The sequence below is a fragment of the Rhizorhabdus sp. GW822-FHT03C02 genome (assembly GCF_058801765.1).
Window position 1 is genome coordinate 777,585 of record NZ_JBXANN010000001.1, and the last position, 21,692, is coordinate 799,276.

Sequence of the window (21,692 nt, forward strand, 5' to 3'; positions counted from 1 at the left end):
GGTCTGCTTGAGAAAGGAAGAACTTAAGTCATGGCGAAACTGAGTTCGATCAATAAGAACGAAAAGCGCAAGAAGCTGGTCAAGGCTTATGCGGGCAAGTACGCGCGGCTCAAGGCCGTCGCGAACGACAAGAGCAACGATGAGACCGAGCGTCTGATCGCACGTCTCAAGATGGCGGAACTGCCGCGCAATGCGAACCCGACCCGGGTCCGCAACCGCTGCGAGCTGACCGGCCGTCCCCGCGCTTATTACCGCAAGTTCCGGCTGTGCCGTATTCAGCTGCGCGATCTGGCCAACAAGGGCCTGATCCCCGGCGTTACGAAGTCGAGCTGGTAAGGAAATCAAGAAATGGCTCTGACCGATCCCCTGGGTGATTTGCTCACCCGCATCCGCAACGGGCAGCGTGCCCGCAAGGACAGCGTGGTTTCCCCCGCGTCCAAGCTGCGCGCCCGCGTTCTCGACGTGCTCCAGCGCGAAGGCTATATCCGTGGTTACAGCGAGGAAGAACTCGCTGGTCACAGTGGCCTGCGCATCGAGCTGAAATATTTCGAGGGCCAGCCGGCGATCCAGCATGTCGCCCGCGTCTCGAAGCCTGGCCGCCGCGTCTATTCGGGCTCGAAAGAGCTTCCGCGTGTTCGCAACGGCCTGGGTATCACCATTGTCTCGACGCCCAAGGGTGTTCTGTCCGACGCGGAAGCGCGCGAGCAGAATGTCGGCGGCGAGGTTCTCGCGGAGGTCTTCTGATGAGCCGCATTGGCAAGAAGCCGGTTCCCGTTCCGGCAGGCGTCACCGCCGCGATCGAAGGCAAGACGCTTTCGGTCAAGGGCCCCAAGGGCACGCTGACCATGGGTCTGGCCGATGAGGTCACCTATGCCGTCGAAGACGCTGCGATTTCGGTCCAGCCGTCGAACGCCACGAAGCGCGCACGCTCCTTCTGGGGCATGCAGCGGACGCTGGTGCAGAACCTGATCACCGGCGTGACCGAGGGCTTCACCAAGACCCTCCAGATCACCGGCGTCGGTTACCGCGCCAATGTGCAGGGTACGAATCTGAAGCTGCAGCTCGGCTACAGCCACGACGTCGATTTTGCGATCCCCGAGGGGATCACGATCGCGACGCCGGATCAGACGACGATCCACATCACGGGCATCGACAAGCAGCAGGTCGGCCAGATCGCCGCCGAAATTCGCCGTTGGCGCAAGCCCGAGCCCTATAAGGGCAAGGGTATCAAGTACAAGGGTGAGTTCATCTTCCGCAAGGAAGGGAAGAAGAAGTAACATGGCAAAGCTCTCTCTCTTCGAACGCCGCCGTCAGCGCGTCCGCACCGCACTTCGTGCGAAGGGCAATCTGCGTCCGCGTCTTTCGATCCATCGTTCGGGCCGGCACATCTATGCGCAGGTCATCGACGACGAGGCCGGCCGTACCGTGGCTGCGGCTTCTTCGCTCGACAAGGACCTGAAGGGCACGACCGGCGCGACCGCGGATGCGGCCGCGACCGTCGGCAAGCGGGTCGCCGAGCGCGCCGTTGCGGCGGGCGTCACCAAGGTGGTGTTCGATCGCGGTGGCTTCCTTTTCCATGGTCGCGTCAAGGCGCTGGCCGATGCGGCCCGCGAAGGCGGATTGGAGTTTTAAATGGCTGACGAAACCGACATCCAGGCTGGTGCTGAACCCACCGTTGCAGCCGGTTCCGCGCCCGAGGGCGAGCGTTCGGGCCGTGGCCCGCGCGGTGGCCGTGGCCGTGGCCCCGGCGGCGGTGACAACCGTGGCCGCGGTGGTCGTGACGGCAATCGCCGCCGCGACGACCGCAAGAAGGACGAGCCCGCCGGCGAAGAGCTGATCGAGAAGCTGGTCCACATCAACCGCGTCTCGAAGACGGTCAAGGGCGGCAAGCGCTTCGGCTTTGCGGCACTGGTCGTCGTCGGCGACGGCAAGGGCCGTACCGGCTTCGGTCATGGCAAGGCGCGCGAAGTGCCGGAAGCCATCTCGAAGGCGACCGCGGCCGCCAAGAAGGCGATGATCCGCGTTCCGCTCAAGGAAGGCCGCACGCTGCATCACGACGGCAACGGTCATTTCGGCGCAGGCCGGGTGACCCTGCGTACCGCGCCTGCCGGTACGGGCATCATCGCGGGTGGCCCGATGCGCGCCATCTTCGAGAGCCTGGGCGTGCATGACGTGGTGACCAAGTCGGTCGGCACCTCGAACCCCTACAACATGATCCGTGCGACCTTCGAGGCGCTCACGGATCAGACTTCGCCGAAGTCGGTCGCTCAGCGCCGCGGCAAGAAGATCGCCGACCTGCTGGGTCGTGGCGGTGCTTCTGCCGAGGTCGCCGATGCCGAAGCGGCGGCGATCACGGAGTAATCACGATGGCGACCATCAAGATCACCCAGATCGGTTCGCCGATCCGCCGTACCCCGAATCAGCGCGCGACGCTGATCGGGCTCGGCCTCAACAAGATGCATCGTACCAGCGAACTTCAGGACACCCCTGAAGTCCGCGGCATGATCAAGAAGGTCCATCACATGGTGAAGGTCGTCGAGGAGGCGTAAGCCGATCCGGTCCCGGCGATAAAACGCCGGGGCGATCCTTCAGCATATGATGCTTCCGGTCACGATCTCGATACGAGCTCGTGAGGGATGACAAACTTCGGAAGGCGCGCTACAGGCGCGCCTTCTTCCATTCAGCGCGAACATAGCGAAAGCGAGTGCACGACCATGAAACTGAACGAACTCCGCGACAATGATGGCGCCCGCAAGGGCCGGATGCGCGTCGGACGCGGCATCGGCTCCGGCAAGGGCAAGACCGCGGGTCGCGGCCAGAAGGGCCAGACCAGCCGCTCGGGCGTCTCGATCAACGGCTTCGAGGGCGGTCAGATGCCGCTCCACATGCGGATCCCGAAGCGCGGCTTTAACAATATCTTCGCCAAGGATTATGCCGAGGTGAACCTGGGCGCGATCCAGAAGCTGATCGATGCCGGCAAGCTCGATGCCGCGGGCCTGATCGATCATGCCGTGCTGAAGGCGGCGGGCGTCGCCCGTGGCGGCAAGGACGGCGTGCGCGTTCTGGGCAAGGGCGAACTGACCGCGAAGCTGTCGTTCAAGGTTGCGGGCATTTCGGCCGGCGCCAAGGCCGCGATCGAAAAGGCCGGTGGTTCGGTCGACGTGATCGAGGTCATCGATCCGGCCGACAAGCACAAGGCCAAGCATCGCGTCGTCCAGAAGGCGAAGGCCGCCGACAAGGAAGCGAAGAAGGCCGCGGCGAAAGCCTGAGCCTTTCCGTCGCTCCAGGGCGATCGCACTTGGCCGCTTTCGGGCTGACAAGCGCGAAGCACTCACTATATGAAGCGGCGGGGCGGGCTGGAAACAGCTTCTCCGCCGTTTCTTTTTTCGGGGTCCAGAACAATCATGGCATCCGCAGCCGAACAGATGGCCGCCAATATCAGCCTGTCGCAATTCGCGAAGGCGACCGAGCTCAAGAAGCGCCTGTGGTTCACGCTGGGCGCGCTGATCGTCTTCCGCCTGCTCAGCCATGTCCCGCTGCCCGGCCTCGATCCGCGCGCGCTTCAGACCCTGTTCGACACGACCAAGGGCGGCGTGCTCGACTTCTTCAACACCTTCTCGGGCGGCGCGCTGACCCGGATGTCGCTGATCGCGCTGGGGGTGATGCCCTATATCACCGCCTCGATCGTGATCCAGCTCGCGACCTCGCTGTCGCCGACGCTCGCCGCGATCAAGAAGGACGGTGAAAGCGGCCGCAAGAAGCTCAACCAGTATACCCGCTACGGCACGGTGCTGCTGACGACGATCCAGGGCTATTTCATCGCGGTCGGCCTCGAAAGCTGGGGCGCGAGCTCGGGCGTCGAGGCGGTCATCGTCGATCCCTATCTCTTCCGGGTCACCACCGTGATCTCGCTGGTCGGCGGCACGATGTTCCTGATGTGGCTGGGTGAGCAGATCACCAGCCGCGGCATCGGCAACGGTGTCTCGCTGATCATCATGGCGGGCATCGTCTCGCAGCTGCCGACCGCGCTCGCCAATGTGTTCGAGGGCGGCCGCACGGGTTCGATGTCGCCGGTGCTGATCATCGGCGTGATGATCCTGGTGGTTGGGCTGATCGCCGGCATCGTGTTCATGGAGCGCGCCCAGCGCCGCGTGCTGATCCAATATCCCAAGCGCCAGACCGCGCGGGGGATGATGCAGGGCGACAAGAGCTTCCTGCCGCTCAAGATCAACACCGCCAACGTGATCCCGCCGATCTTCGCCTCGTCGCTGTTGCTGATGCCGCTGACGATCAGCCAGTTCGCCGGCAAGCGCGTGTCGGGGGAGAGCGCCTGGGGCGATTTCATCATCACGATGAACCAGTATCTGCAGCACGGAACGCCGCTCTACATGGCGCTCTACGCCGCCGGCATCATCTTCTTCTGCTTCTTCTACACCGCGGTGGTGTTCAATCCGGAAGAGACGGCGGACAATCTGAAGCGTTATGGCGGCTTCATCCCGGGTATCCGGCCAGGCAAGAATACCGAGACCTATCTCGATTATGTGCTGACCCGGATCACCGTGCTCGGCGCCGCCTATCTGACCTTCATCTGCCTGGTGCCCGAATATCTGGTCGCGAAGGCAGGCATCCCATTCTACCTTGGTGGGACTAGCCTTCTGATCGTGGTCAACGTAACCATCGACACGGTAACGCAAATCCAGAGCCATCTGCTGGCGCATCAATATGGCGACCTGATCAAGAAGGCTAAACTCAAGGGGGGAACGCGAAGGTGATATTTGGGATGGTCGCGCGAGGCGCGTGCTGATGAACATCATATTGCTGGGGCCGCCCGGGGCCGGAAAAGGCACCCAGGCGTCCAAGCTCGTGGCCGATCGCGGCATGGTGCAACTGTCCACCGGCGACATGCTGCGGGCGGCGGTCGCCGCTGGTACGCCGATCGGTCTTCAAGCGAAGGCAGTGATGGACGCGGGCGAACTGGTGTCGGACGAGATCGTGTCGGGGCTGATCGGCGAGAAGCTCGATTCGATGGGACCCGATGAAGGCGCGATCTTCGACGGCTATCCGCGCACCGAAGCCCAGGCGCGTTCGCTCGACGAAATTCTCGCGACCCGCAATCGCACGCTCGACGACGTCATCGAGCTCGAGGTCAACGAGGATGCGCTGGTAGAGCGGATCACGGGCCGCTTTTCCTGTGCGAAGTGCGGCACCAATTATCACGATCTCTACAAGCTGCCGAAGGTCGCCGAGACCTGCGACGTGTGCGGCTCGCATGAGTTCAAGCGCCGTCCCGACGACAATGAGGCGACGGTGCGGACCCGCATGGCCGAATATCGCGCCAAGACTGCGCCGATCCTGCCGCTCTACGAGGCGCGCGGCATCGTCAAGCGGGTCGACGGCATGGCCGACATGGACGAGGTTTCGAAAGCGATTGCCGCCATTCTCGACGCCTGATTCCAGAAACATGATGATTGTGAAGAGGCCGGTTCCCGCGAGGGGGCCGGCCTTTTTCGTGGTTGCCGCCCCGCGATGCGCCGACGTCACCGGGATACTGGTGCCGGCTGCCAAATTGTAACATAGTTGGCACCGGCCACGTTTCGTGCTTGCTTTGGCCCAAGGCGAGGATCGGAGAAATGGACCAGCGGCCGGAATGGCCAAGGCAGCAGCACCAACGCGTGCGCCGGCGACGGCGCCGCCGGTCTCGCCGCGCGGTGCGCGAAGCGGGCGCCTGGCTGACCCTGTTCATCGCGATGGCGCGCAAGGTCTATCACTGGAGCATGCTGATCGCGCTGATCGCGTTCATCCTGGCGGTGGGCTTCGCTTTTCCGATGTTCGCCTGATCGGCTAGTACGCGATCTCGAAGATGCTGACGCATCCTCGATCGATATGCTCAAGCGCCGCACGGGCTGATACCCAATCCCGATGAGGCAAGCTCACCGGGATTGGGTATAAGTCCGGACGAGGCTTCCGGGCAGTTCGGGTGGTGAAGACCGGTTTCGCTACACTTGTCCAATATTTGACGCGCTACTGGCTGACGCCGGCCGATGCAAATTGTCTTGCCGCCGACATGATTTCGGAGGATGCATTCGACCGCAGGTCGAGTCCGCGGGGCGCGGGTGAGTCCTGGAGAAAATCTTAGCGGGGGATGCGCCGATGGCCGTTTCAGATCATGTCGACTTGTCGGGTTTTGTGGCCGGTGTTGCGAAGCGCAATCCGGGGCAGCCTGAGTTCGTTCAGGCGGTGACGGAGGTCGCCGAGGATATTTTCGACTTCATCGCCGACAAGGAGCAATATCACAAATATCAGATCCTGCGCCGGATCGCCGAGCCCGACCGGGTGATCTCGTTCCGCGTCTGCTGGGAGGACGATCAGGGCAATATCCGCGTCCAGCGCGGGTGGCGCGTCCAGAACAACAATTCGATCGGGCCGTACAAGGGCGGTATCCGTTTCCACCCGTCGGTGACCGAGAGCGTGCTCAAATTCCTCGCCTTCGAACAGACCTTCAAGAATGCGCTGACCGGGCTGCCGATGGGCGGCGGCAAGGGCGGGTCGAACTTCAACCCGAAGGGCAAGAGCAACAACGAGGTGATGCGCTTCTGCCAGAGCTTCATGAACGAGCTCTATCGCCATATCGGCGCGGACGTCGACGTGCCCGCGGGCGATATCGGCGTCGGCGGGCGCGAGATCGGTTATATGTTCGGCCAGTATAAAAGGCTGACCAACGAGTTCACCGGAGTGCTCACCGGAAAGGGCCTCGAATATGGCGGCTCGCTGATCCGCACCGAGGCGACCGGCTATGGCGCGGTCTATTTCCTGCTCGAAATGCTCAAGACCAAGGGCAAGGACCTGGTCGGTCTCAACGCGGTGATCTCGGGTTCGGGCAATGTCGCCACCCACGCCGCCGAGAAGATCAACCAGCTCGGCGGCAAGGTGCTGACGCTGTCGGATTCGGAGGGCTTCATCTACGATCCGGAGGGCATCAGCCAGGAGAAGGTCAACTGGGTCAAGGAGCTCAAGAACAAGCGCCGCGGCCGCATCTCCGAATATGTGAAGGAGTTCACCGGCGCCGAGTTCCATGGCGGCGGTGCGCGGCCCTGGTCGGTGCCGTGCGATGTCGCGCTGCCCTGCGCGACCCAGAACGAGCTCGACGCGACCGAGGCCGAACTGCTCGTCAAGAATGGCTGCTTCGCGGTGTCGGAAGGCGCCAACATGCCGACCACGCTCGAAGGCACCCATGTCTTCAAGAAGGCGAAGATCCTGTTCGCGCCGGGCAAGGCCGCCAATGCCGGCGGCGTCGCGGTGTCGGGCCTCGAGATGAGCCAGAATTCGGCGCGCATCTCGTGGAAGGAAGAGGAGCTTCAGCGGCTGCTCGTCGACATCATGCAGGGCATCCACAAGAGCTGCGTCGAATATGGCGGCAGCGCCGGCAGCGACCATATCGACTATGTCCGCGGCGCCAACATCGCCGGCTTCAAGAAGGTCGCCGACGCGATGCTGGCCTACGGCGTCGTCTGATCGTCCGACGGGTCGAAAAGGGAAGGGGCGCCGGAGCGATCCGGCGCCCTTTTCTTTGCCGGGCGGCGATCGGAGGCCCTCCGGCAAAGCGATGCTTCACCCGCACGCAGCCTCTCTGCTTTGACAATGGCGCGCGACCGATTAGAGGCTCGCGGCATGTCCACGAAACCCCGCACCCTCTACGAGAAGATCTGGGACGCGCATGTCGTCGAGCGCCGCGACGACGGCACCTGCCTGATCTATATCGATCGCCACCTGGTCCACGAAGTCACGAGCCCGCAGGCGTTCGAAGGGCTTCGCGTCGCCGGTCGCACGGTGCGCCGGCCCGACCTGACCCTGGCGGTGCCCGACCATAATATCCCGACCACCGCGCGGGTCGCGGCCGACGGCAGCCGCTTGCCGATCGCCGACCTGGAGTCGGCGCAGCAGCTTGCCGCGCTCGAGCGCAACGCGCCCGAATTCGGGATCACCTATATCGACGCGATCGCCCCCGAACAGGGCATCGTCCATGTCGTCGGCCCCGAGCAGGGCTTTTCGCTGCCCGGCACGACGATCGTGTGCGGCGACAGCCACACCTCGTCGCATGGCGGGGTCGGTGCGCTCGCCTTCGGCATCGGCACATCCGAGGTCGAGCATGTGCTGGCGACCCAGACGCTGCTGCTGACCCCGTCGAAGACGATGGAAATCCGGGTCGACGGTGCGCTGGCGCCCGGCGTCGGCCCCAAGGATGTCGTGCTGGCGATCATCGGCCGGATCGGCGCCGCCGGCGGCACCGGCTATGTCATCGAATATACCGGCAATGTGTTTCGCGAGATGTCGGTCGAAGGCCGGCTGACGGTCTGCAACATGTCGATCGAGGGCGGTGCGCGCGCCGGGCTGGTCGCGCCCGACGAAACCACCTTCGCCTATCTCAAGGGACGGCCGATGGCGCCGCAAGGCGACGCCTGGGACAAGGCGGTCGCCTGGTGGAAGACGCTGCCGACCGATGCCGGCGCCCGCTACGACAAGGTCGTCGTCATCGACGCCGCCGAGATCGCGCCGTGCCTGACCTGGGGCACCAGTCCGGAGGACGTCGTGCCGATCACCGGTGTGGTGCCCGACCCGGCGAGCTTCGCCGATCCGTCGAAGCAGGTCGCCGCGCAGAAGTCGCTCGATTATATGGGGCTGACCCCGGGTACCCGGATGCAGGATGTCGCGATCGAGAATGTCTTCATCGGCAGCTGCACCAACAGCCGGATCGAGGATCTGCGCGCGGCGGCGTCGATCGCGAAGGGCCGCAAGGTCGCGGCCAACGTCAAGCAGGCGCTGATCGTGCCGGGCTCGGGCCTGGTCAAGCGCCAGGCGGAGGCGGAAGGGCTCGACCGCATCTTCCTCGACGCCGGCTTCGAATGGCGCGAGCCGGGCTGTTCGGCCTGCCTGGCGATGAACCCCGACAAGGTCCCCGCCGGCGAGCGCTGCGCCTCGACCTCGAACCGCAATTTCGTCGGCCGGCAAGGACCGGGATCGCGCACCCATCTGCTGTCGCCGGCGATGGCGGCGGCGGCGGCGGTGACCGGCCATCTGACCGATGTGCGCGAGCTGATGCCCGAAGCCGTGCCCGAATTTGGGGGAGCCGAGTGATGGAACCGATCAACGAAGTCGAGGGGCGCGCCTATCCGCTGGGCCTGAAGAATATTGACACCGACGTCATCATCCCGGCGCATTACCTCAAGACGATCACCCGCAACGGGCTGGGGAAGGGCGCGTTCGAGACGATCCGCGCGCAGCCCGGCAATGTGTTCGACGATCCCGAATATGTCGGGGCGCCGATCATCATCGCCGGCGACAATTTCGGCTGCGGGTCGAGCCGCGAACATGCTGCCTGGGCGCTCGCCGACATGGGGGTGACCGCAGTGATCGCGCCGAGCTTCTCGGACATCTTCTCGGGCAACGCCTTCAAGAACGGGATCGTGACGGTGGTGCTGCCGCAGGCGGCGATCGACCGGTTGCTCGAAGTGGCGAAGACCGATCCGATCATGATCGACCTCGATCATCAAAGCGTGTCGACGCCGTTCCAGGATCGATTCAGCTTCGAGATCGATCCGTTCCGCAAGCAATGCCTGATCGAGGGGCTCGACGAGGTCGGGCTGACGATGGCCCGCGGCGATGCGATCGGCGCCTATGAAGTGAAAATGGCCGCCGAGCGGCCGTGGCTTTAGGGCCTGAACCTTGGCGGTGCCGTTGCGCAAGCACCGGCGCGCGCCTATCTACATGACGATAATCCGGGATTGGGGTGAGCATGACGACTTTCGATGATCGCGAAAAGGCCTTTGAGAACCAGTACGCCCATGATCAGGAGATGGCGTTCCGCATCACCGCCCGCCGCAACCGGCTGGTCGGTCAGTGGGCGGCCGCGCTGATGGGGCTGACCGTCGAAGAGACCGACAGCTATTCCAAGTCGGTGGTGCAGGCCGATTTCGAGGAAGCCGGCGATGAGGACGTCATCCGCAAGCTGCTGGGCGACATCACCTCGGCGGGCGTCGAGATCGACGAGCCGCGCATCCGCGCCGCGCTCGAGGCCAAGACGATCGAAGCCCGTCGCCAGTTGATGGAAGGCCTCTGATCCATGGCGATGGAAGCGGGCGAGATCGAGGCGATGATCAAGGCGGCATTGCCCGACGCGGTCGTCGAGATCACCGATCTTGCCGGTGACGGCGATCATTATGCGGCGCGCGTGGTCAGCGAGGCATTTCGCGGCCTGCCGCGGGTACGCCAGCACCAGCGCGTCTACGAAGCTTTGGGTGGACGGATGGGGGGCGTACTCCACGCACTCCAGTTGACCACGTCGGTACCCGATTGAGGAGCATGTTCGATGAGTGATGATGTCCAGGCGCGCATTGCCAGCGCGGTCAATGCGGCCGACGTGCTGCTGTTCATGAAGGGCACGCCGCTCTTCCCGCAGTGCGGCTTTTCGAGCCGCGCGATCGCGATCCTCGACCGCCTCGGCGTCGAATATGCGACGATCGACGTGCTGCAGGATCAGGGCATTCGCCAGGGCATCAAGGAATTTTCGGACTGGCCGACGATTCCGCAGCTCTATGTGAAGGGCGAATTCGTCGGCGGATCGGACATCATGATGGAGATGTACGAGGCCGGCGAGCTTGAAGACCTGCTCCAGGAAAAAGGCCTGATCGCCGCGAACTGATGCCCGGCCAGGGCCCTTGCCTGCGAAGGGCCCTGGTTCGGATGCGATGCGGCCCTTCACAATGTCCCCTTCCGATGCCACATGGGCCGCAATGAGCGAGCAGATCACCGGCGTGGCCCAGATGCAGCATCCGCTGGTGCATCGCCTGCTCGCGCCCAATCCTTCCCCCTTCACCTATAGCGGCACCCAGACCTATCTGGTCGGCAGCCATGACGTTGCGGTGATCGACCCCGGTCCGGACCTGCCCGATCATGTCGACGCGATCGTCCGTGCGGTCGGCGGGCGTCCGGTTCGCGCGATCGTCTGCACCCATACCCACCGCGACCACAGCCCCGCCGCGGTCGCGCTCAAGGAGCGGACCGGCGCACCGATCATCGGTTGTGCGCCGTTGATCCTCGACGATCTGGGGCCGCGCGCCGATGCCGGTTTCGATCCGAGCTACGCCCCCGACGAGGTGCTGCGCCATGGCGACCGGCTGGCCGGCGATGGCTGGACGATCGAGGCGGTGCACACCCCCGGCCACACGTCCAATCATCTCTGCTATGCGCTGCCCGAGGCGGGGGCGCTGTTCACCGGCGATCATGTGATGGGCTGGTCGACCAGCGTGGTGGTGCCGCCCGACGGCAACATGACCGACTATATGCGCAGCCTCGAAATGCTGATCGAGCGCGACCAGGATCTGGTCTACCATCCGGCGCATGGCGAGCGGATCGACCGGCCGCAGCGTTTCGTGCGCGGCATGGCCGGGCATCGCCGGCAGCGCGAGGGACAGATATTGCGCCTGCTGGAAAAGCAGGTGGCGCGGATACCCGACATGGTCGCGAGCATGTATGTCGGGGTCGATCCGCGCCTCCATTTCGCCGCGGGCCTGTCGGTGCTCGCGCATCTCATCGATTTGCAGACCCGGGGGCTCGTACGCGAGACCGGCGAGTTATGGAGTCTGGCCGCCTGACGGCGCCAGCGGGGAGACGATTTCCATGAACGCCATTGTCGACAATCTGAGCGGGCTCGACCTGCGCGCCGAGATCGACCGGCTGCGCAAGGAGCGCAACGCGGTGATCCTGGCCCATTATTACCAGACGCCCGACATCCAGGACCTGGCCGATTTCGTCGGCGACAGCCTGGACCTGTCGCGCAAGGCGGCGGCGACCGACGCCGACGTCATCGCCTTTTGCGGGGTGCGCTTCATGGCCGAGGTGGCCAAGATATTGAGCCCCGAAAAGACCGTGATCCTGCCCGACATGGATGCCGGATGCAGTCTGGAGGACAGTTGTCCGCCCGAGCAATTCGCGCGGTTCCGCGCCGCGCATCCCGACCATCTGGCGCTGACCTACATCAACTGTTCGGCGGCGGTGAAGGCGCATAGCGACATCATCGTCACCTCGTCCTCGGCCGAGACGATCCTGTCGCAGATCCCGATGGACCAGAAGATCATTTTCGCGCCCGATCGCCATCTCGGCGGCTATTTCGCCCGCAAGACCGGCCGCGACATGCTGCTGTGGGAAGGATCGTGCATCGTCCACGAGGCGTTCAGCGAGACCGAACTGCTCAAGCTCAAGGCGCAATATCCGGGCGCGCCCGTGGCGGCGCACCCCGAATGCCCGGTCCATATCCTCGACCATGCCGACTATGTCGGGTCGACCCGCGGCATCCTCGATTATGTGCTGAACGATGACAGCGAGCTGTTCATCGTCGCGACCGAGCCGCACATCATCCACCAGATGGAGAAGGCGGCGCCGCACAAGCGCTTCATCGGCGCACCGGGTGCCGACGGCAACTGCAACTGCAATATGTGCCCCTATATGGCGCTCAACACGATGGAGAAGCTCTACCTCTCGCTGCGCGACCTGACGCCGCAGATCGAGGTCGACGAGCCCACCCGGATCGCCGCCAAGCGCTCGCTCGACCGGATGCTCGAGATGACCGGCGGCCTGTCGGGCCCCGATGTCGGACGGCCCAAACTCTAACATCAAACCGTCATGGCGGTGAAGGACCGGGGGCGTACCCGGTTCCGAACGCCTTCTGCCGCGTTTCTCACGAAGGATGGCTGAGATGCCCTTCACCTTGCCCGATTTCGATCTCGACGCCTATGTCCGCGCCACCCTGGCCGAGGATCTGGGGGAGGGGGGCGACATCACCTCCGCTGCGGTGATTCCCGCCGATGCGATGTTCGAAGGGGTGATGGCCAGCCGCGACGCGATCAGCGTCGCCGGGCTCGCCATCGCCGAAGCCTTTTTCCGTGCGCTCGATCCCGATGTCGAGATCGTCATGCCGGTCGAGGACGGGGCGCGGGTTGCCAAGGGCAGCGTGCTGATGACGCTGAAGGGCAAGGCGCGGGCGATGCTGACCGCCGAGCGCTCGGCGCTCAACACCGTCCAGCACCTGTCGGGGATCGCCACGCTCGCCAGCCACTATGTCGATGCGATGCGCGGGACCAGGGCGGTGCTGCTCGACACCCGCAAGACGATTCCCGGCCTGCGCCGGCTCGAAAAATATGCGACCCGGATGGGCGGGGCGACCAACCACCGCATGGGGCTGTGGGATGCGGCGATGATCAAGGACAATCATGTCGCGGTCGCCGGCGGCATATCCGAGGCGGTCGGCCGGGCGGTCGCGGCCGGGATCGCCAATATCATCGTCGAGGTCGACCGGATCGACCAGATCGAGCCCGCGCTCGCCGCGGGGGCGACCCATTTGCTGCTCGACAATATGGACCCGCCGACGCTGCGCGGTGCGGTGACCCTGGTCGGCGGCCGGGTGCCGACCGAGGCCTCGGGCGGGGTCCGGCTCGACACGATCAAGGCGATCGCAGAGACTGGGGTCACTTATGTCTCGGTAGGGCGGTTGACCCAGTCGGCGCCGGCGGTCGATATCGGGCTCGATTTCCGGGCGATTTGATATTGAGCCTGATTCAGCTTCGCTGAGGCGCCGCAGCGGTTCAGCTTTGCTGAACCAGACTCGAGCCGCGGCGCTCGCGAGGCGGCGGGGAAGCGCCTACACTCCGCTTATGCGACTCCATATCGCCCTGCTGGCGCTGGCCGCCATCGCCGCCCCCGCGCTGGCCCAGCGCGGTACCCCGGCCTGCGTCGCGCCTGCGGACCTGCCCAGGCCGATGCTCGAGGGGCCGACCCGCGAGGAGCCGCGGCGGCTGGTGCCGATCGGCGGCTATACGCTCGCGCTGAGCTGGTCGCCGCAATATTGCTGGACGCGAATGACGAGCCCGAAGGACCGGGTCCAGTGCAGCGGCGAGATGCGGCGTTTCGGCTTCGTGCTCCATGGGCTGTGGCCCGACGGCAAGGGGCGCGACCATCCGCAATATTGCACGGCGACGCGGCTGGTGCCCGACAGGGTGATCCGCGCCAATCTGTGCGTGTCGCCTTCGGTGCAGCTGATCCAGCATGAATGGGAAAAGCACGGCACCTGCATGAGCCGCAGCGCCGAGCAATATTTCCAGAAGAGTGCGGCGATGTTCCGCGCGCTGGCCTTTCCCGACATGGACGCGCTGCGCGGCCGGCGGCTGACCGCGGGCGGCTTCCAGGCGGCATTTGCTGCTGCCAACAGCGGTATGGGGGCCGAGGAGATCGGGTTGGGGGTCGACCGCCAGGGTTGGCTCGAGGAGGTCAGGATCTGCCTCGACACCGGTTTCAGGCGCCGCAGCTGTCCGGTGGACGGCGCGGTCCGGCCGGGGAGTCCGATCAGGATTCGCTGACGTCTTCTGCGGCTTCGGCGGGGCGGCCCTTGAACCCTTGCGCGATCACATACCATTCGGACGAATCCTTGCGGCTCGCCGGCGGCTTGGCATGTTTGACGGTGGTGAAGAGCCGCTTCATCTCGGCGACCAGTTCATGATCGGCGCCGCCCGCGAACACCTTCGCCAAAAACGAACCCCCGGGGCGGAGCACTTCGCTGGCGAACAGCAGCGCCGCCTCGACCAGCGCCATAGTGCGCAAATGGTCGGTCTGGGTGTGACCGACGGTATTGGCGGCCATATCCGACAGGACGACGTCGGCGAGCCCGCCGAGCGCCTCGGTCAACACCGCGGGGGCGGTCTCTTCGAGGAAATCCATCTCGAAGATGGTCGCGCCTTCGATCGGATCGGTCGGCAGCAGATCGATGCCGACCACGACCGCCTTGGGACAGACCCGGCGCACGACCTGGGTCCAGCCGCCCGGGGTGATGCCGAGATCGAGCACCCGGGTCGCGCCCTTGAGGATGTGGAAGCGCTCGTCGAGCTCGATCAGCTTGTAGGCAGCGCGCGATCGATAGCCTTCGGCCTTGGCCTTGCGGACATAGGGATCGTTGAGCTGGCGTTCGAGCCAGCGTATCGACTGGGCGCTGCGGCCCTTGGCGGTCTTGACCCGCTGACGTCCGCCCGATCCACCACGACTCATGATTTGCCCCGTTCGCGCGCCATCAGCGATCGCAATATGCCTTCGCGAATGCCGCGATCGGCGACGCCTAGCCGGTCGGCGGGCCAGATGTCGAGAATCGCGTCGAGGATCGCGCAGCCGGCGACGACCAGATCGGCGCGCTCATGACCGATACAGGCGAGCTTGGCGCGCTCGGCGACGTTCATCCCCGACAATTTGCTCGAGATGTTGCGCATCGATTCGGCGGGCACGATCAGCCCGTCGACCGCGCGCCGGTCATAGCTCGGCAGGTCGAGATGGACGCTGGCGAGGGTGGTGACGGTGCCGCTGGTGCCGAGCAGCCGGCCGGCGGGAACCCCCTGCGCCTTCAGCTTCGCGCCGAAATTCGCGAAGCTTTCGGCGACGCGGCCGCGCATCCGCGCATAGCTCTGCATCAGCGTCGCGGCATCCTCGCCCTCATGCGGTTCGCTCTCGGTGAGCGAGACGACGCCCCAGGGCGCGCTGTACCAGTCGAGCACGCGCGGCTGGCCCTGTTCGAAGTCGATCAGCACCAGTTCGGTCGATCCGCCGCCGATGTCGAAGATCAGCGCCTTGCCCTCGCCGGGTTCGAGCAACGCGTGGCAGCCGAGCACGGCGAGGCGGGCCTCGGTCTCGGCGGTGATGATCTCGAGCGCGATGCCGGTCTCGCGATAGACGCGCTGGACGAATTCGCGGCCGTTGGTGGCGCGGCGGCAGGCCTCGGTCGCGACCGAGCGCACCAGCGCGACATGGCGCCGGCGCAGCTTGTCGGCGCAGACCGACAGCGCGCTGACCGCGCGGTCCATCGCCGCGTCGGACAGCTTGCCGGTGGCGGCGAGGCCCTCGCCGAGGCGGACGATTCGCGAAAAGGCGTCGACCACCACGAAACCGTCGTCGGACGGGCGGGCGATCAGCAGCCGGCAATTGTTGGTGCCGAGATCGAGGGCGGCATAACTGTGCCGGGGGCCGCCTGGATGCGGCGACGGGTGCGCGCGGCCCCGTGAACGTTCGGGGCGCGGCGGGGCCGGGTTAGGCCGGTGCGCCATGGACAAAACTCTTCTCAATCGCCGCGCGACACGTGGTTGCGCGCGGAACTTGATAAAGAGAGTAGTGGCTGCATCGTTCGGCCGCAAGAGTAGCGGCGGAAGGTTCGATATGGGCGTTGACAGCGTCGGCCGAGCTGCCTATTTGCCCCCGCACCGCTGATGCCCTGTCGTCTAAAGGTAAGACTACGGACTCTGACTCCGTTAATTGAGGTTCGAATCCTCACGGGGCATCCAACTCTCCCATCATCGAAGCGAAGCGCGGGCGAACGCCGCCTTGCGCTGGTTGTCGGCCCTGATCTGCGCGCCGATCAGCGCAGCGCGACGCCGAGGCGGCGCGCGGCCTCGGCCGGCGGGGTGCCGTTCAACGGCAGACGATCGGCGGTGCGTCCGAGCAGCCGGACCATGGTCTGGCCGAGGCGACCGAGGCCCCGGCCGGACAGTTCGGGCAGATCGCGCACGGGGGCGGGCGTCATATCGACCGCCGCGCGCACGAGCAGCCGCTGGAGTGGCCGTAGCGGCGCCGGCAATATGGCGGCGGTTTCCATGATATCGAGAAATTCGGTCAGGATCGGCGATCCGCCCAGCTTCGGCGCGGTCGCGGCGAGCAGCGCCTGCCAGTCGCCCCAGGACGCGGGGGCGCCGGTCGCGCCGTAGAGACGGGCGGCGGCGCGGGCTTCGCTGAAGGCGCGCGATTTCATGGCATCGTCGAGCGGGGTCACGAAGCGGTGATAGGCTTCGACGAAGCCGAAGGTCGCGGTCGCCTGAACCCAGTCGAGCAGGCGCGGATCATTGGCGCGATAGGCCAGCCCGTCCGCGGTCTCGCCGCGAACCTGGCCGTGCATCCGAACGACCCTGGCGATCATCTCCTCGGCGGCGCGGCGCGGGCCATAGACGGTCATCATCGCGGCGAAGCCGGTCCGCCGCAGGCGCAGCCCGGGATCGCGCCGAAAGCTGCTATGATCCCACACCCCCGCCCGGACCGATGGCTCGGCCAGTTCGAGGATGACCGCGGCGACCCCGCCGACGAACAGCGCGACCGGGTTCCTGAACAGGCGCCATGACAGCGAATCGGGCGCGGTGAGGGCGGGCTCGCCCGCCGGTTCGGCAAAGTCGATGTCGAGCCCGGGCGGCGGCCGCATCATCGTCGTCATCGCGCTCCACATGATTCCCTCCGATACCGGGCGAGCATGAGGCCGACCGTCGTCGATCGCCCGCGAGCCCGCGCCTGTCTTCAACGCTCGGGGGCGGGCGGCGTTGCGCTCCGCGCCGCGGCCGAGGGCGTGTAAGGATTTGTTTGACAGTTTCGTGAAGTTTGACGTGATCGTGTCCGCCAACGGCGTTAGGCTGGGGCGCCAGCGCCGATCGATGCGGCGCGGCGAGACGATATGGAGAGTTGCATGTTCCTGACGCTGGCAATGACGATGAGCGCGATCGTGGCCCAGCCCCCCAAACCGACGGTCATGCCGGCGCAGAAGGCGAGCGCGACGATCTTCGGCGTCGGCAATGCGAGCTGTCAGACCGCGTTCGGATCCGATCGCCGCACCGAGGCCCAGATCTGGGTTCTCGGCTTCTGGTCGGGCATGAATTTCGGCCTGGCCCAGGCGGTCGGCCGCCCCGGCGATGCCGAAAATCTGATCGGCAAGGTCGAGGCGATCTGCGAGGCCAACCCGTCGCAGGTGCTGATGGCGGCGACGCTCGAGGCGCGGCAGGCCGATCGCTGATCGTGAGACCGGCCCTGGACATTTCGTCGTCTCGACCGACGCGCCATGGAGGCGCAAAAGATCGCACCATGCCGGAACCCATGTTCGCCCCTGCTTCGTTGGATGAGCATGGCTGAAGCCCGATATCGCAGGCCGTCGGCACCGATGGCGCCGATCTGGTCGTGGCGCGGCGACGATTGCGCCGTGGCCGATCATGTCGCGCGGCATGTGCCGCTCGATCGTGCGTCGTTCCTCGCGGTTGCCGGCGGATCGACCCCGAAGCCGATCCTCGACCGGTTGCGCGACTACAGGCTGCCCTGGCACCGCGCGACGATCGTCCCTACCGACGAGCGGCTGGTCGCGCCGACCCATTGGGCCAGCAATTACGGCATGCTGTCGCGTGCGCTCGACCGGACGCCGGCCTGGATCTCGCCGCTCGACGAAATCGCGCTCCCCGAGCGTTTCGATCTGGTCTGGCTGGGGATGGCCGAGGACGGCAAGATCGCCTCCCTGTTCTCAACCGCCGATGTCGAGCGTCGTCCCACCCAGCCGGCAGCCGATCCCAAGCTTGTCCGGACGCGTCCGGCCGACAGCTCGGGCCATGTCGCGGTCGACCGCCTGAGCCTGAGCCTCGATGCGATCGCCGATGCGGGCGAGATCATCTTGGTGATCCGCGGGCATCGCAAGCGCCTGCTCGCCGAACGCGCCGCCGCGGGTGAGGTCGACATCCCGCTCACCCATCTTTTTGCGGCAGCGCGCAGCCCGGTCCGCATTTTCTGGTCGGCTTGTTGAGACGAAATTTCTATGAGGCACATCCCGACCGATCAGAGGATGTCCGATGCCGCTTCACGATTTTGCCGCCTTCGCGTCGCGGACGCTCGACGATGCCACGATCCCCGAACTGCCGTGCCATTATCGCGGCAAGGTCCGCGACAATTATGATCTGGCCGATGGGCGCCGGCTGATCATCGCTTCCGACCGGCTGAGCGCGTTCGATCGCATCCTGTGCGCGATCCCGTTCAAGGGGCAGGTGCTCACCCAGACCGCGCGTTTCTGGTTCGAGCAGACCGCCGATATCTGCGCCAACCATGTGATCGACTATCCCGATGCCAATGTCCTGCTGTGCCGGCGCCTCGACATATTGCCGGTCGAGATCGTCGTGCGCGGCTATCTGGCCGGGACCACCGGTACCTCGATCCTGACGCTCTACAAGGCGGGCGAGCGCACGATGTACGGGATGACCCTGCCTGACGGGATGCGCGACAATCAGCGGCTGGCGACGCCGATCATCACCCCGACCAGCAAGGAATTTGACGGCGGCCATGACGAGCCGCTGACCCCGGCCGAGATCCTCGACCGCAAGCTGCTGACGTCGGCGCAGTGGGACGAGCTGAGCGCGACCGCGCTCGCGCTGTTCGCGCGGGGACAGACGCTGGCGGAGGAGCGCGGTCTGATCCTCGCCGACACCAAATATGAGTTCGGGGTCGACCCGGAGGGGCGGATCGTTCTCGCCGACGAGATCCACACCCCCGACAGCAGCCGCTACTGGAAGCAGGCGAGCTACGACGCGCGGTTCGAGGCCGGCGAGCGTCCCGACAGCTTCGACAAGGATTTCGTCCGGTCGTGGGTGGCGGCGCGCTGCGACCCGTACAAGGATCCGATCCCCGAAATCCCCCAGGATCTGATCCTGGGCACCGCCGCCGTCTATGCGGAGGCGTTCGAGACGATCACCGGACGGGGCTTCGAGCCCGATCTCGAGGGCGCCACGCCGCTGGAGCGGATTCGCGGTCGGCTGCAGCCCTTCTTCGCGGCCGGTTGAGAGACGCCGGCGGCGGCTATCCGCCGGTGCCGAAGCGGATATTCTTGCTGGCCCCGGTGCAGGCAATGTCGCCCTGTGGCCGGTAGCTCGTCTGGTAGAGCACCTTCTTCGCCACCGACACGCCGGCATCGCGGAACACGAACGGCGGATAGGCGACGATCGTGCGCTGGCGGGTGGTGTGTCCGTCGGCGAGGATATCGAATTCGGTCTTCACCCAGCCTTCGAAGCCCCAGCGCATCGCCTCCAGCGGAAAATCGCTGGAGGAGCTGTTGCTCTTGCGCATGACGGGCTGCGCATCGAGCAGCGCGCATTGCTGCGCCGACAGGCCGGTGCGCGCATAGCTGGCGCGCGCTGCGGCGGTTTCCCCGGCCGCGGCCTGAATCGTGGCAAGCCGGACGAGGGCGCCGATCTTTTCGGGCGATTGATCGGTCAACCGGGAATCCCCGACAATCTGCTCGAGCAACGCCCGCGCGTCGGCAGGCGGAGAGCGGGTCGGCGTCGCTTCGGCGATCAGCAGGTTCAGCGTGGCCGCAAGGCGCGCATCCTGCCGCACCTCCGGTCGCGCGGCGAGTTCGCGCAACGCCCGTTTCTGCTCGCGCGCGTCGCGCAGCTTCCACGGGCTGTTCGCATTCGCGAGTGCGATTTCGATGGCGATGCGGACGGGCAGCGGCGCGCCGGCGCGTATCGCGATGTCGCGCGCCTGGACCAGCCAGCCCTGGCGTTCGAGATCGGATGCGAGCGGGCTGCCGGCCAGTTCGAGCAGCACCGGTATCGCGGCGGTCGTCGCGCCGGTGGCGGATCGGCGCGCGAGTTCGGTCTTCAACGGGCCGAACCTGGCCGCGTCGGAACCCTGGATATCGCTGGGCGGGGCGTGGATCGCCTCCAGCCAGGCGGAGAGGTCGCGGCTCAACTGTCCCGCGGCGGTCGGGCGATCCGCGGCGGTCGAGCAACGCAGTTCGACGCGGGTGACGGCACGGAACAGTTCGGGGATGGCCGCAGCCGATTCGGGCGTCCATGATCAGGAGCGGACGACGCGCGCGAATTCCGCGGCGCCGGCGCCCAGTCGCGAACTGTAGATCGGCTGCGCATAGCCGACCGATCCATCCGCACGGATGCTGAATTCCACCACGGCGACATCGTCGGGCCGCAGATGGGCCGGCCCCTCGCAATCGGGCGGTCCCATATGGACCGCAGTCGCGAAGGGCGCCTTTTCCCACCGCCCCGCGCCGGTATAGGCGAGATATTTGCGGGCGGCTTCGTCGTCGCCGTTGAGCAATGCCGCGAGCGCCATGTCGGAACGGGTGATGATTTCCGACAGGCCGACCCTGAGGTCGAGACCGCCTTGCTCGGCGATCGCCTTCTTCAGTTCGGCATAGGCTTCGGCGGCACGGCCGCGATTGAGCAGGGCGCGGGCGTGCAGCGAGCGCAGCTCGGCCAGGAGCGGCTTGGTGGCGGTCTTGTTCCGGGCGACGATGGCGAGTGCGGCATCGGCATAGCCGATCGCGGCGTCACCTTCGTCGAACATGGTGACGCGTGCCTGCAGCACCAGAAGTTCGACGCGCGCGGAATCATTGTCGACGAGCGGCTGGGCCAACGCCAGTTCGGCGTTCGCGCGGGCATATTCGAGGTTGGCGGCCGCCATGCGCGCCAGAGCGATATGCGCCAGAAAGCGATCCCCATGATAGGTATCGATCGCTTCGGGCACGAGCTTCAGACCGTCGCGTAGCGACGTCTCGGCCTCGTCCTGTCGATCGAGTTCCGCCAGCGCCAGGCCCTTCCGGATCTTGACGGTGCCCAGCACCGCCGGATTGCGCAGGACCGAGGGGCGCGTCTCGAGCCCGGAAAAAATCGTCAGGGCCTCGTCGAAGCGGCCTGCCTCGCGGGCGACGGTCGCGGCATCGAAGGCGGCTTGCGCGCTCATCTGCGCAGGGGGCGGGGCAGGGGTGGGAACGGGCGGGGCATCGGTCGCAAGCATTGCCGCAAGCAGATAAAAGATCATCGACGGCATCTCCCGCTGTTGGCCGCTGCTTTTGGTCCCGCTTT

28 protein-coding genes and 1 tRNA gene are annotated in these 21,692 nt (G+C 65.8%); 24 read left to right on the forward strand and 5 right to left on the reverse strand.

What is annotated here, in order from left to right; all coding sequences use genetic code 11:
• The first annotated feature begins 30 nt into the window (after positions 1 to 30).
• The 20 genes from rpsN to AC1RM6_RS03625 all read left to right on the forward strand — a co-directional run bounded on the left by rpsN (position 31) and on the right by AC1RM6_RS03625 (position 14,405).
• Positions 31 to 336, forward strand: coding sequence for a 30S ribosomal protein S14 (gene rpsN, locus AC1RM6_RS03530; RefSeq protein ID WP_493098208.1), 306 nt, complete (start codon positions 31 to 33; stop codon positions 334 to 336).
• Positions 337 to 348: 12 nt separating this feature from the next.
• The gene (gene rpsH, locus AC1RM6_RS03535; RefSeq protein WP_493098209.1) at positions 349 to 744 is read left to right on the forward strand and encodes a 30S ribosomal protein S8; all 396 of its coding nucleotides are present in this window, start codon (positions 349 to 351) and stop codon (positions 742 to 744) included.
• Entirely contained in the window at positions 744 to 1,277 is a 534-nt protein-coding gene (gene rplF, locus AC1RM6_RS03540) for a 50S ribosomal protein L6 (RefSeq protein ID WP_493098210.1), read from the forward strand. The genes rpsH and rplF overlap by 1 nt, the downstream gene beginning before the upstream one ends.
• Position 1,278: 1 nt before the next feature.
• Positions 1,279 to 1,632: a 50S ribosomal protein L18 gene (rplR, locus tag AC1RM6_RS03545; protein WP_493098211.1), complete on the forward strand. Its 354-nt coding sequence runs from the start codon at positions 1,279 to 1,281 to the stop codon at positions 1,630 to 1,632.
• Positions 1,633 to 2,361 carry a 30S ribosomal protein S5 gene (gene rpsE, locus AC1RM6_RS03550; protein ID WP_493098212.1) on the forward strand — a complete coding sequence of 243 codons (729 nt, stop codon included), beginning with the start codon at positions 1,633 to 1,635 and terminating at the stop codon, positions 2,359 to 2,361.
• Between the two features lie 5 nt (positions 2,362 to 2,366).
• Complete coding sequence (gene rpmD, locus AC1RM6_RS03555) at positions 2,367 to 2,549, forward strand: 50S ribosomal protein L30 (protein WP_493098213.1); 183 nt, start codon at positions 2,367 to 2,369, stop codon at positions 2,547 to 2,549.
• A 165-nt stretch (positions 2,550 to 2,714) separates the two neighbouring features.
• Positions 2,715 to 3,269 (forward strand): 50S ribosomal protein L15, encoded by a 555-nt coding sequence (gene rplO, locus AC1RM6_RS03560; RefSeq protein WP_493098214.1) that lies wholly within the window; start codon positions 2,715 to 2,717, stop codon positions 3,267 to 3,269.
• Positions 3,270 to 3,404: 135 nt separating this feature from the next.
• On the forward strand, positions 3,405 to 4,772 hold the full coding sequence (gene secY / locus AC1RM6_RS03565; RefSeq protein WP_493098215.1) for a preprotein translocase subunit SecY: 1,368 nt from the start codon (positions 3,405 to 3,407) through the stop codon (positions 4,770 to 4,772).
• Positions 4,773 to 4,803: 31 nt separating this feature from the next.
• Positions 4,804 to 5,451, forward strand: a complete 648-nt coding sequence (locus AC1RM6_RS03570) for an adenylate kinase (protein WP_493098216.1) — start codon at positions 4,804 to 4,806, stop codon at positions 5,449 to 5,451.
• 179 nt (positions 5,452 to 5,630) lie between these two features.
• Positions 5,631 to 5,837, forward strand: coding sequence for a hypothetical protein (locus AC1RM6_RS03575; protein WP_493098217.1), 207 nt, complete (start codon positions 5,631 to 5,633; stop codon positions 5,835 to 5,837).
• Positions 5,838 to 6,150: 313 nt separating this feature from the next.
• Positions 6,151 to 7,512, forward strand: coding sequence for an NADP-specific glutamate dehydrogenase (gene gdhA, locus AC1RM6_RS03580; protein ID WP_493098218.1), 1,362 nt, complete (start codon positions 6,151 to 6,153; stop codon positions 7,510 to 7,512).
• A gap of 156 nt (positions 7,513 to 7,668) precedes the next feature.
• On the forward strand, positions 7,669 to 9,132 hold the full coding sequence (leuC, locus tag AC1RM6_RS03585) for a 3-isopropylmalate dehydratase large subunit (protein WP_493098219.1): 1,464 nt from the start codon (positions 7,669 to 7,671) through the stop codon (positions 9,130 to 9,132).
• On the forward strand, positions 9,132 to 9,710 hold the full coding sequence (leuD, locus tag AC1RM6_RS03590; protein ID WP_493098220.1) for a 3-isopropylmalate dehydratase small subunit: 579 nt from the start codon (positions 9,132 to 9,134) through the stop codon (positions 9,708 to 9,710). The genes leuC and leuD overlap by 1 nt, the downstream gene beginning before the upstream one ends.
• 80 nt (positions 9,711 to 9,790) lie before the next feature.
• Positions 9,791 to 10,114 carry a DUF1476 domain-containing protein gene (locus tag AC1RM6_RS03595; RefSeq protein ID WP_493098221.1) on the forward strand — a complete coding sequence of 108 codons (324 nt, stop codon included), beginning with the start codon at positions 9,791 to 9,793 and terminating at the stop codon, positions 10,112 to 10,114.
• Positions 10,115 to 10,117: 3 nt separating this feature from the next.
• Positions 10,118 to 10,351 carry a BolA family protein gene (locus tag AC1RM6_RS03600; RefSeq protein ID WP_493098222.1) on the forward strand — a complete coding sequence of 78 codons (234 nt, stop codon included), beginning with the start codon at positions 10,118 to 10,120 and terminating at the stop codon, positions 10,349 to 10,351.
• 12 nt (positions 10,352 to 10,363) lie between these two features.
• Positions 10,364 to 10,696 (forward strand): Grx4 family monothiol glutaredoxin, encoded by a 333-nt coding sequence (gene grxD / locus AC1RM6_RS03605; RefSeq protein WP_493098223.1) that lies wholly within the window; start codon positions 10,364 to 10,366, stop codon positions 10,694 to 10,696.
• 91 nt (positions 10,697 to 10,787) lie between these two features.
• Positions 10,788 to 11,648 carry an MBL fold metallo-hydrolase gene (locus tag AC1RM6_RS03610; RefSeq protein ID WP_493098224.1) on the forward strand — a complete coding sequence of 287 codons (861 nt, stop codon included), beginning with the start codon at positions 10,788 to 10,790 and terminating at the stop codon, positions 11,646 to 11,648.
• A 25-nt stretch (positions 11,649 to 11,673) separates the two neighbouring features.
• A complete protein-coding gene (nadA, locus tag AC1RM6_RS03615; protein WP_493098225.1) occupies positions 11,674 to 12,663 on the forward strand; it encodes a quinolinate synthase NadA in 990 nt (329 codons plus the stop codon).
• Between the two features lie 85 nt (positions 12,664 to 12,748).
• The gene (gene nadC / locus AC1RM6_RS03620; protein ID WP_493098226.1) at positions 12,749 to 13,594 is read left to right on the forward strand and encodes a carboxylating nicotinate-nucleotide diphosphorylase; all 846 of its coding nucleotides are present in this window, start codon (positions 12,749 to 12,751) and stop codon (positions 13,592 to 13,594) included.
• A 109-nt stretch (positions 13,595 to 13,703) separates the two neighbouring features.
• Positions 13,704 to 14,405, forward strand: coding sequence for a ribonuclease T2 family protein (locus AC1RM6_RS03625; protein WP_493098227.1), 702 nt, complete (start codon positions 13,704 to 13,706; stop codon positions 14,403 to 14,405).
• Here AC1RM6_RS03625 and AC1RM6_RS03630 read toward each other — a convergent pair.
• Both AC1RM6_RS03630 and AC1RM6_RS03635 read right to left on the reverse strand, forming a co-directional pair.
• Positions 14,392 to 15,087 (reverse strand): RlmE family RNA methyltransferase, encoded by a 696-nt coding sequence (locus AC1RM6_RS03630; protein ID WP_493098228.1) that lies wholly within the window; start codon positions 15,085 to 15,087, stop codon positions 14,392 to 14,394. The two genes, AC1RM6_RS03625 and AC1RM6_RS03630, sit on opposite strands and share 14 nt — an antisense overlap.
• Positions 15,084 to 16,130: a Ppx/GppA phosphatase family protein gene (locus AC1RM6_RS03635; protein ID WP_493098229.1), complete on the reverse strand. Its 1,047-nt coding sequence runs from the start codon at positions 16,128 to 16,130 to the stop codon at positions 15,084 to 15,086. Before AC1RM6_RS03635 ends, AC1RM6_RS03630 begins: the two co-directional genes overlap by 4 nt.
• Before the next feature lie 160 nt (positions 16,131 to 16,290).
• Here AC1RM6_RS03635 and AC1RM6_RS03640 point away from each other — a divergent pair.
• A tRNA-Gln gene (locus AC1RM6_RS03640) sits at positions 16,291 to 16,364 on the forward strand.
• Between the two features lie 74 nt (positions 16,365 to 16,438).
• Here AC1RM6_RS03640 and AC1RM6_RS03645 read toward each other — a convergent pair.
• Positions 16,439 to 17,293 (reverse strand): oxygenase MpaB family protein, encoded by an 855-nt coding sequence (locus tag AC1RM6_RS03645; protein WP_493098230.1) that lies wholly within the window; start codon positions 17,291 to 17,293, stop codon positions 16,439 to 16,441.
• Positions 17,294 to 17,527: 234 nt separating this feature from the next.
• Between AC1RM6_RS03645 and AC1RM6_RS03650 the strand changes: the two genes are divergently transcribed.
• The 3 genes from AC1RM6_RS03650 (at position 17,528) to AC1RM6_RS03660 (ending at position 19,649) form a co-directional block, all read left to right on the forward strand.
• Entirely contained in the window at positions 17,528 to 17,851 is a 324-nt protein-coding gene (locus tag AC1RM6_RS03650) for a hypothetical protein (protein WP_493098231.1), read from the forward strand.
• A gap of 108 nt (positions 17,852 to 17,959) precedes the next feature.
• Positions 17,960 to 18,622 (forward strand): 6-phosphogluconolactonase, encoded by a 663-nt coding sequence (locus AC1RM6_RS03655; RefSeq protein WP_493098232.1) that lies wholly within the window; start codon positions 17,960 to 17,962, stop codon positions 18,620 to 18,622.
• Between the two features lie 46 nt (positions 18,623 to 18,668).
• Complete coding sequence (locus AC1RM6_RS03660) at positions 18,669 to 19,649, forward strand: phosphoribosylaminoimidazolesuccinocarboxamide synthase (RefSeq protein WP_493098233.1); 981 nt, start codon at positions 18,669 to 18,671, stop codon at positions 19,647 to 19,649.
• Positions 19,650 to 19,665: 16 nt separating this feature from the next.
• Here the strand turns inward: AC1RM6_RS03660 and AC1RM6_RS03665 are convergent, their stop codons facing one another.
• On the reverse strand, positions 19,666 to 20,415 hold the full coding sequence (locus AC1RM6_RS03665) for a hypothetical protein (RefSeq protein WP_493098234.1): 750 nt from the start codon (positions 20,413 to 20,415) through the stop codon (positions 19,666 to 19,668).
• A gap of 252 nt (positions 20,416 to 20,667) precedes the next feature.
• The gene (locus AC1RM6_RS03670) at positions 20,668 to 21,648 is read right to left on the reverse strand and encodes a hypothetical protein (RefSeq protein WP_493098235.1); all 981 of its coding nucleotides are present in this window, start codon (positions 21,646 to 21,648) and stop codon (positions 20,668 to 20,670) included.
• Between the last annotated feature and the right edge of the window lie 44 nt (positions 21,649 to 21,692).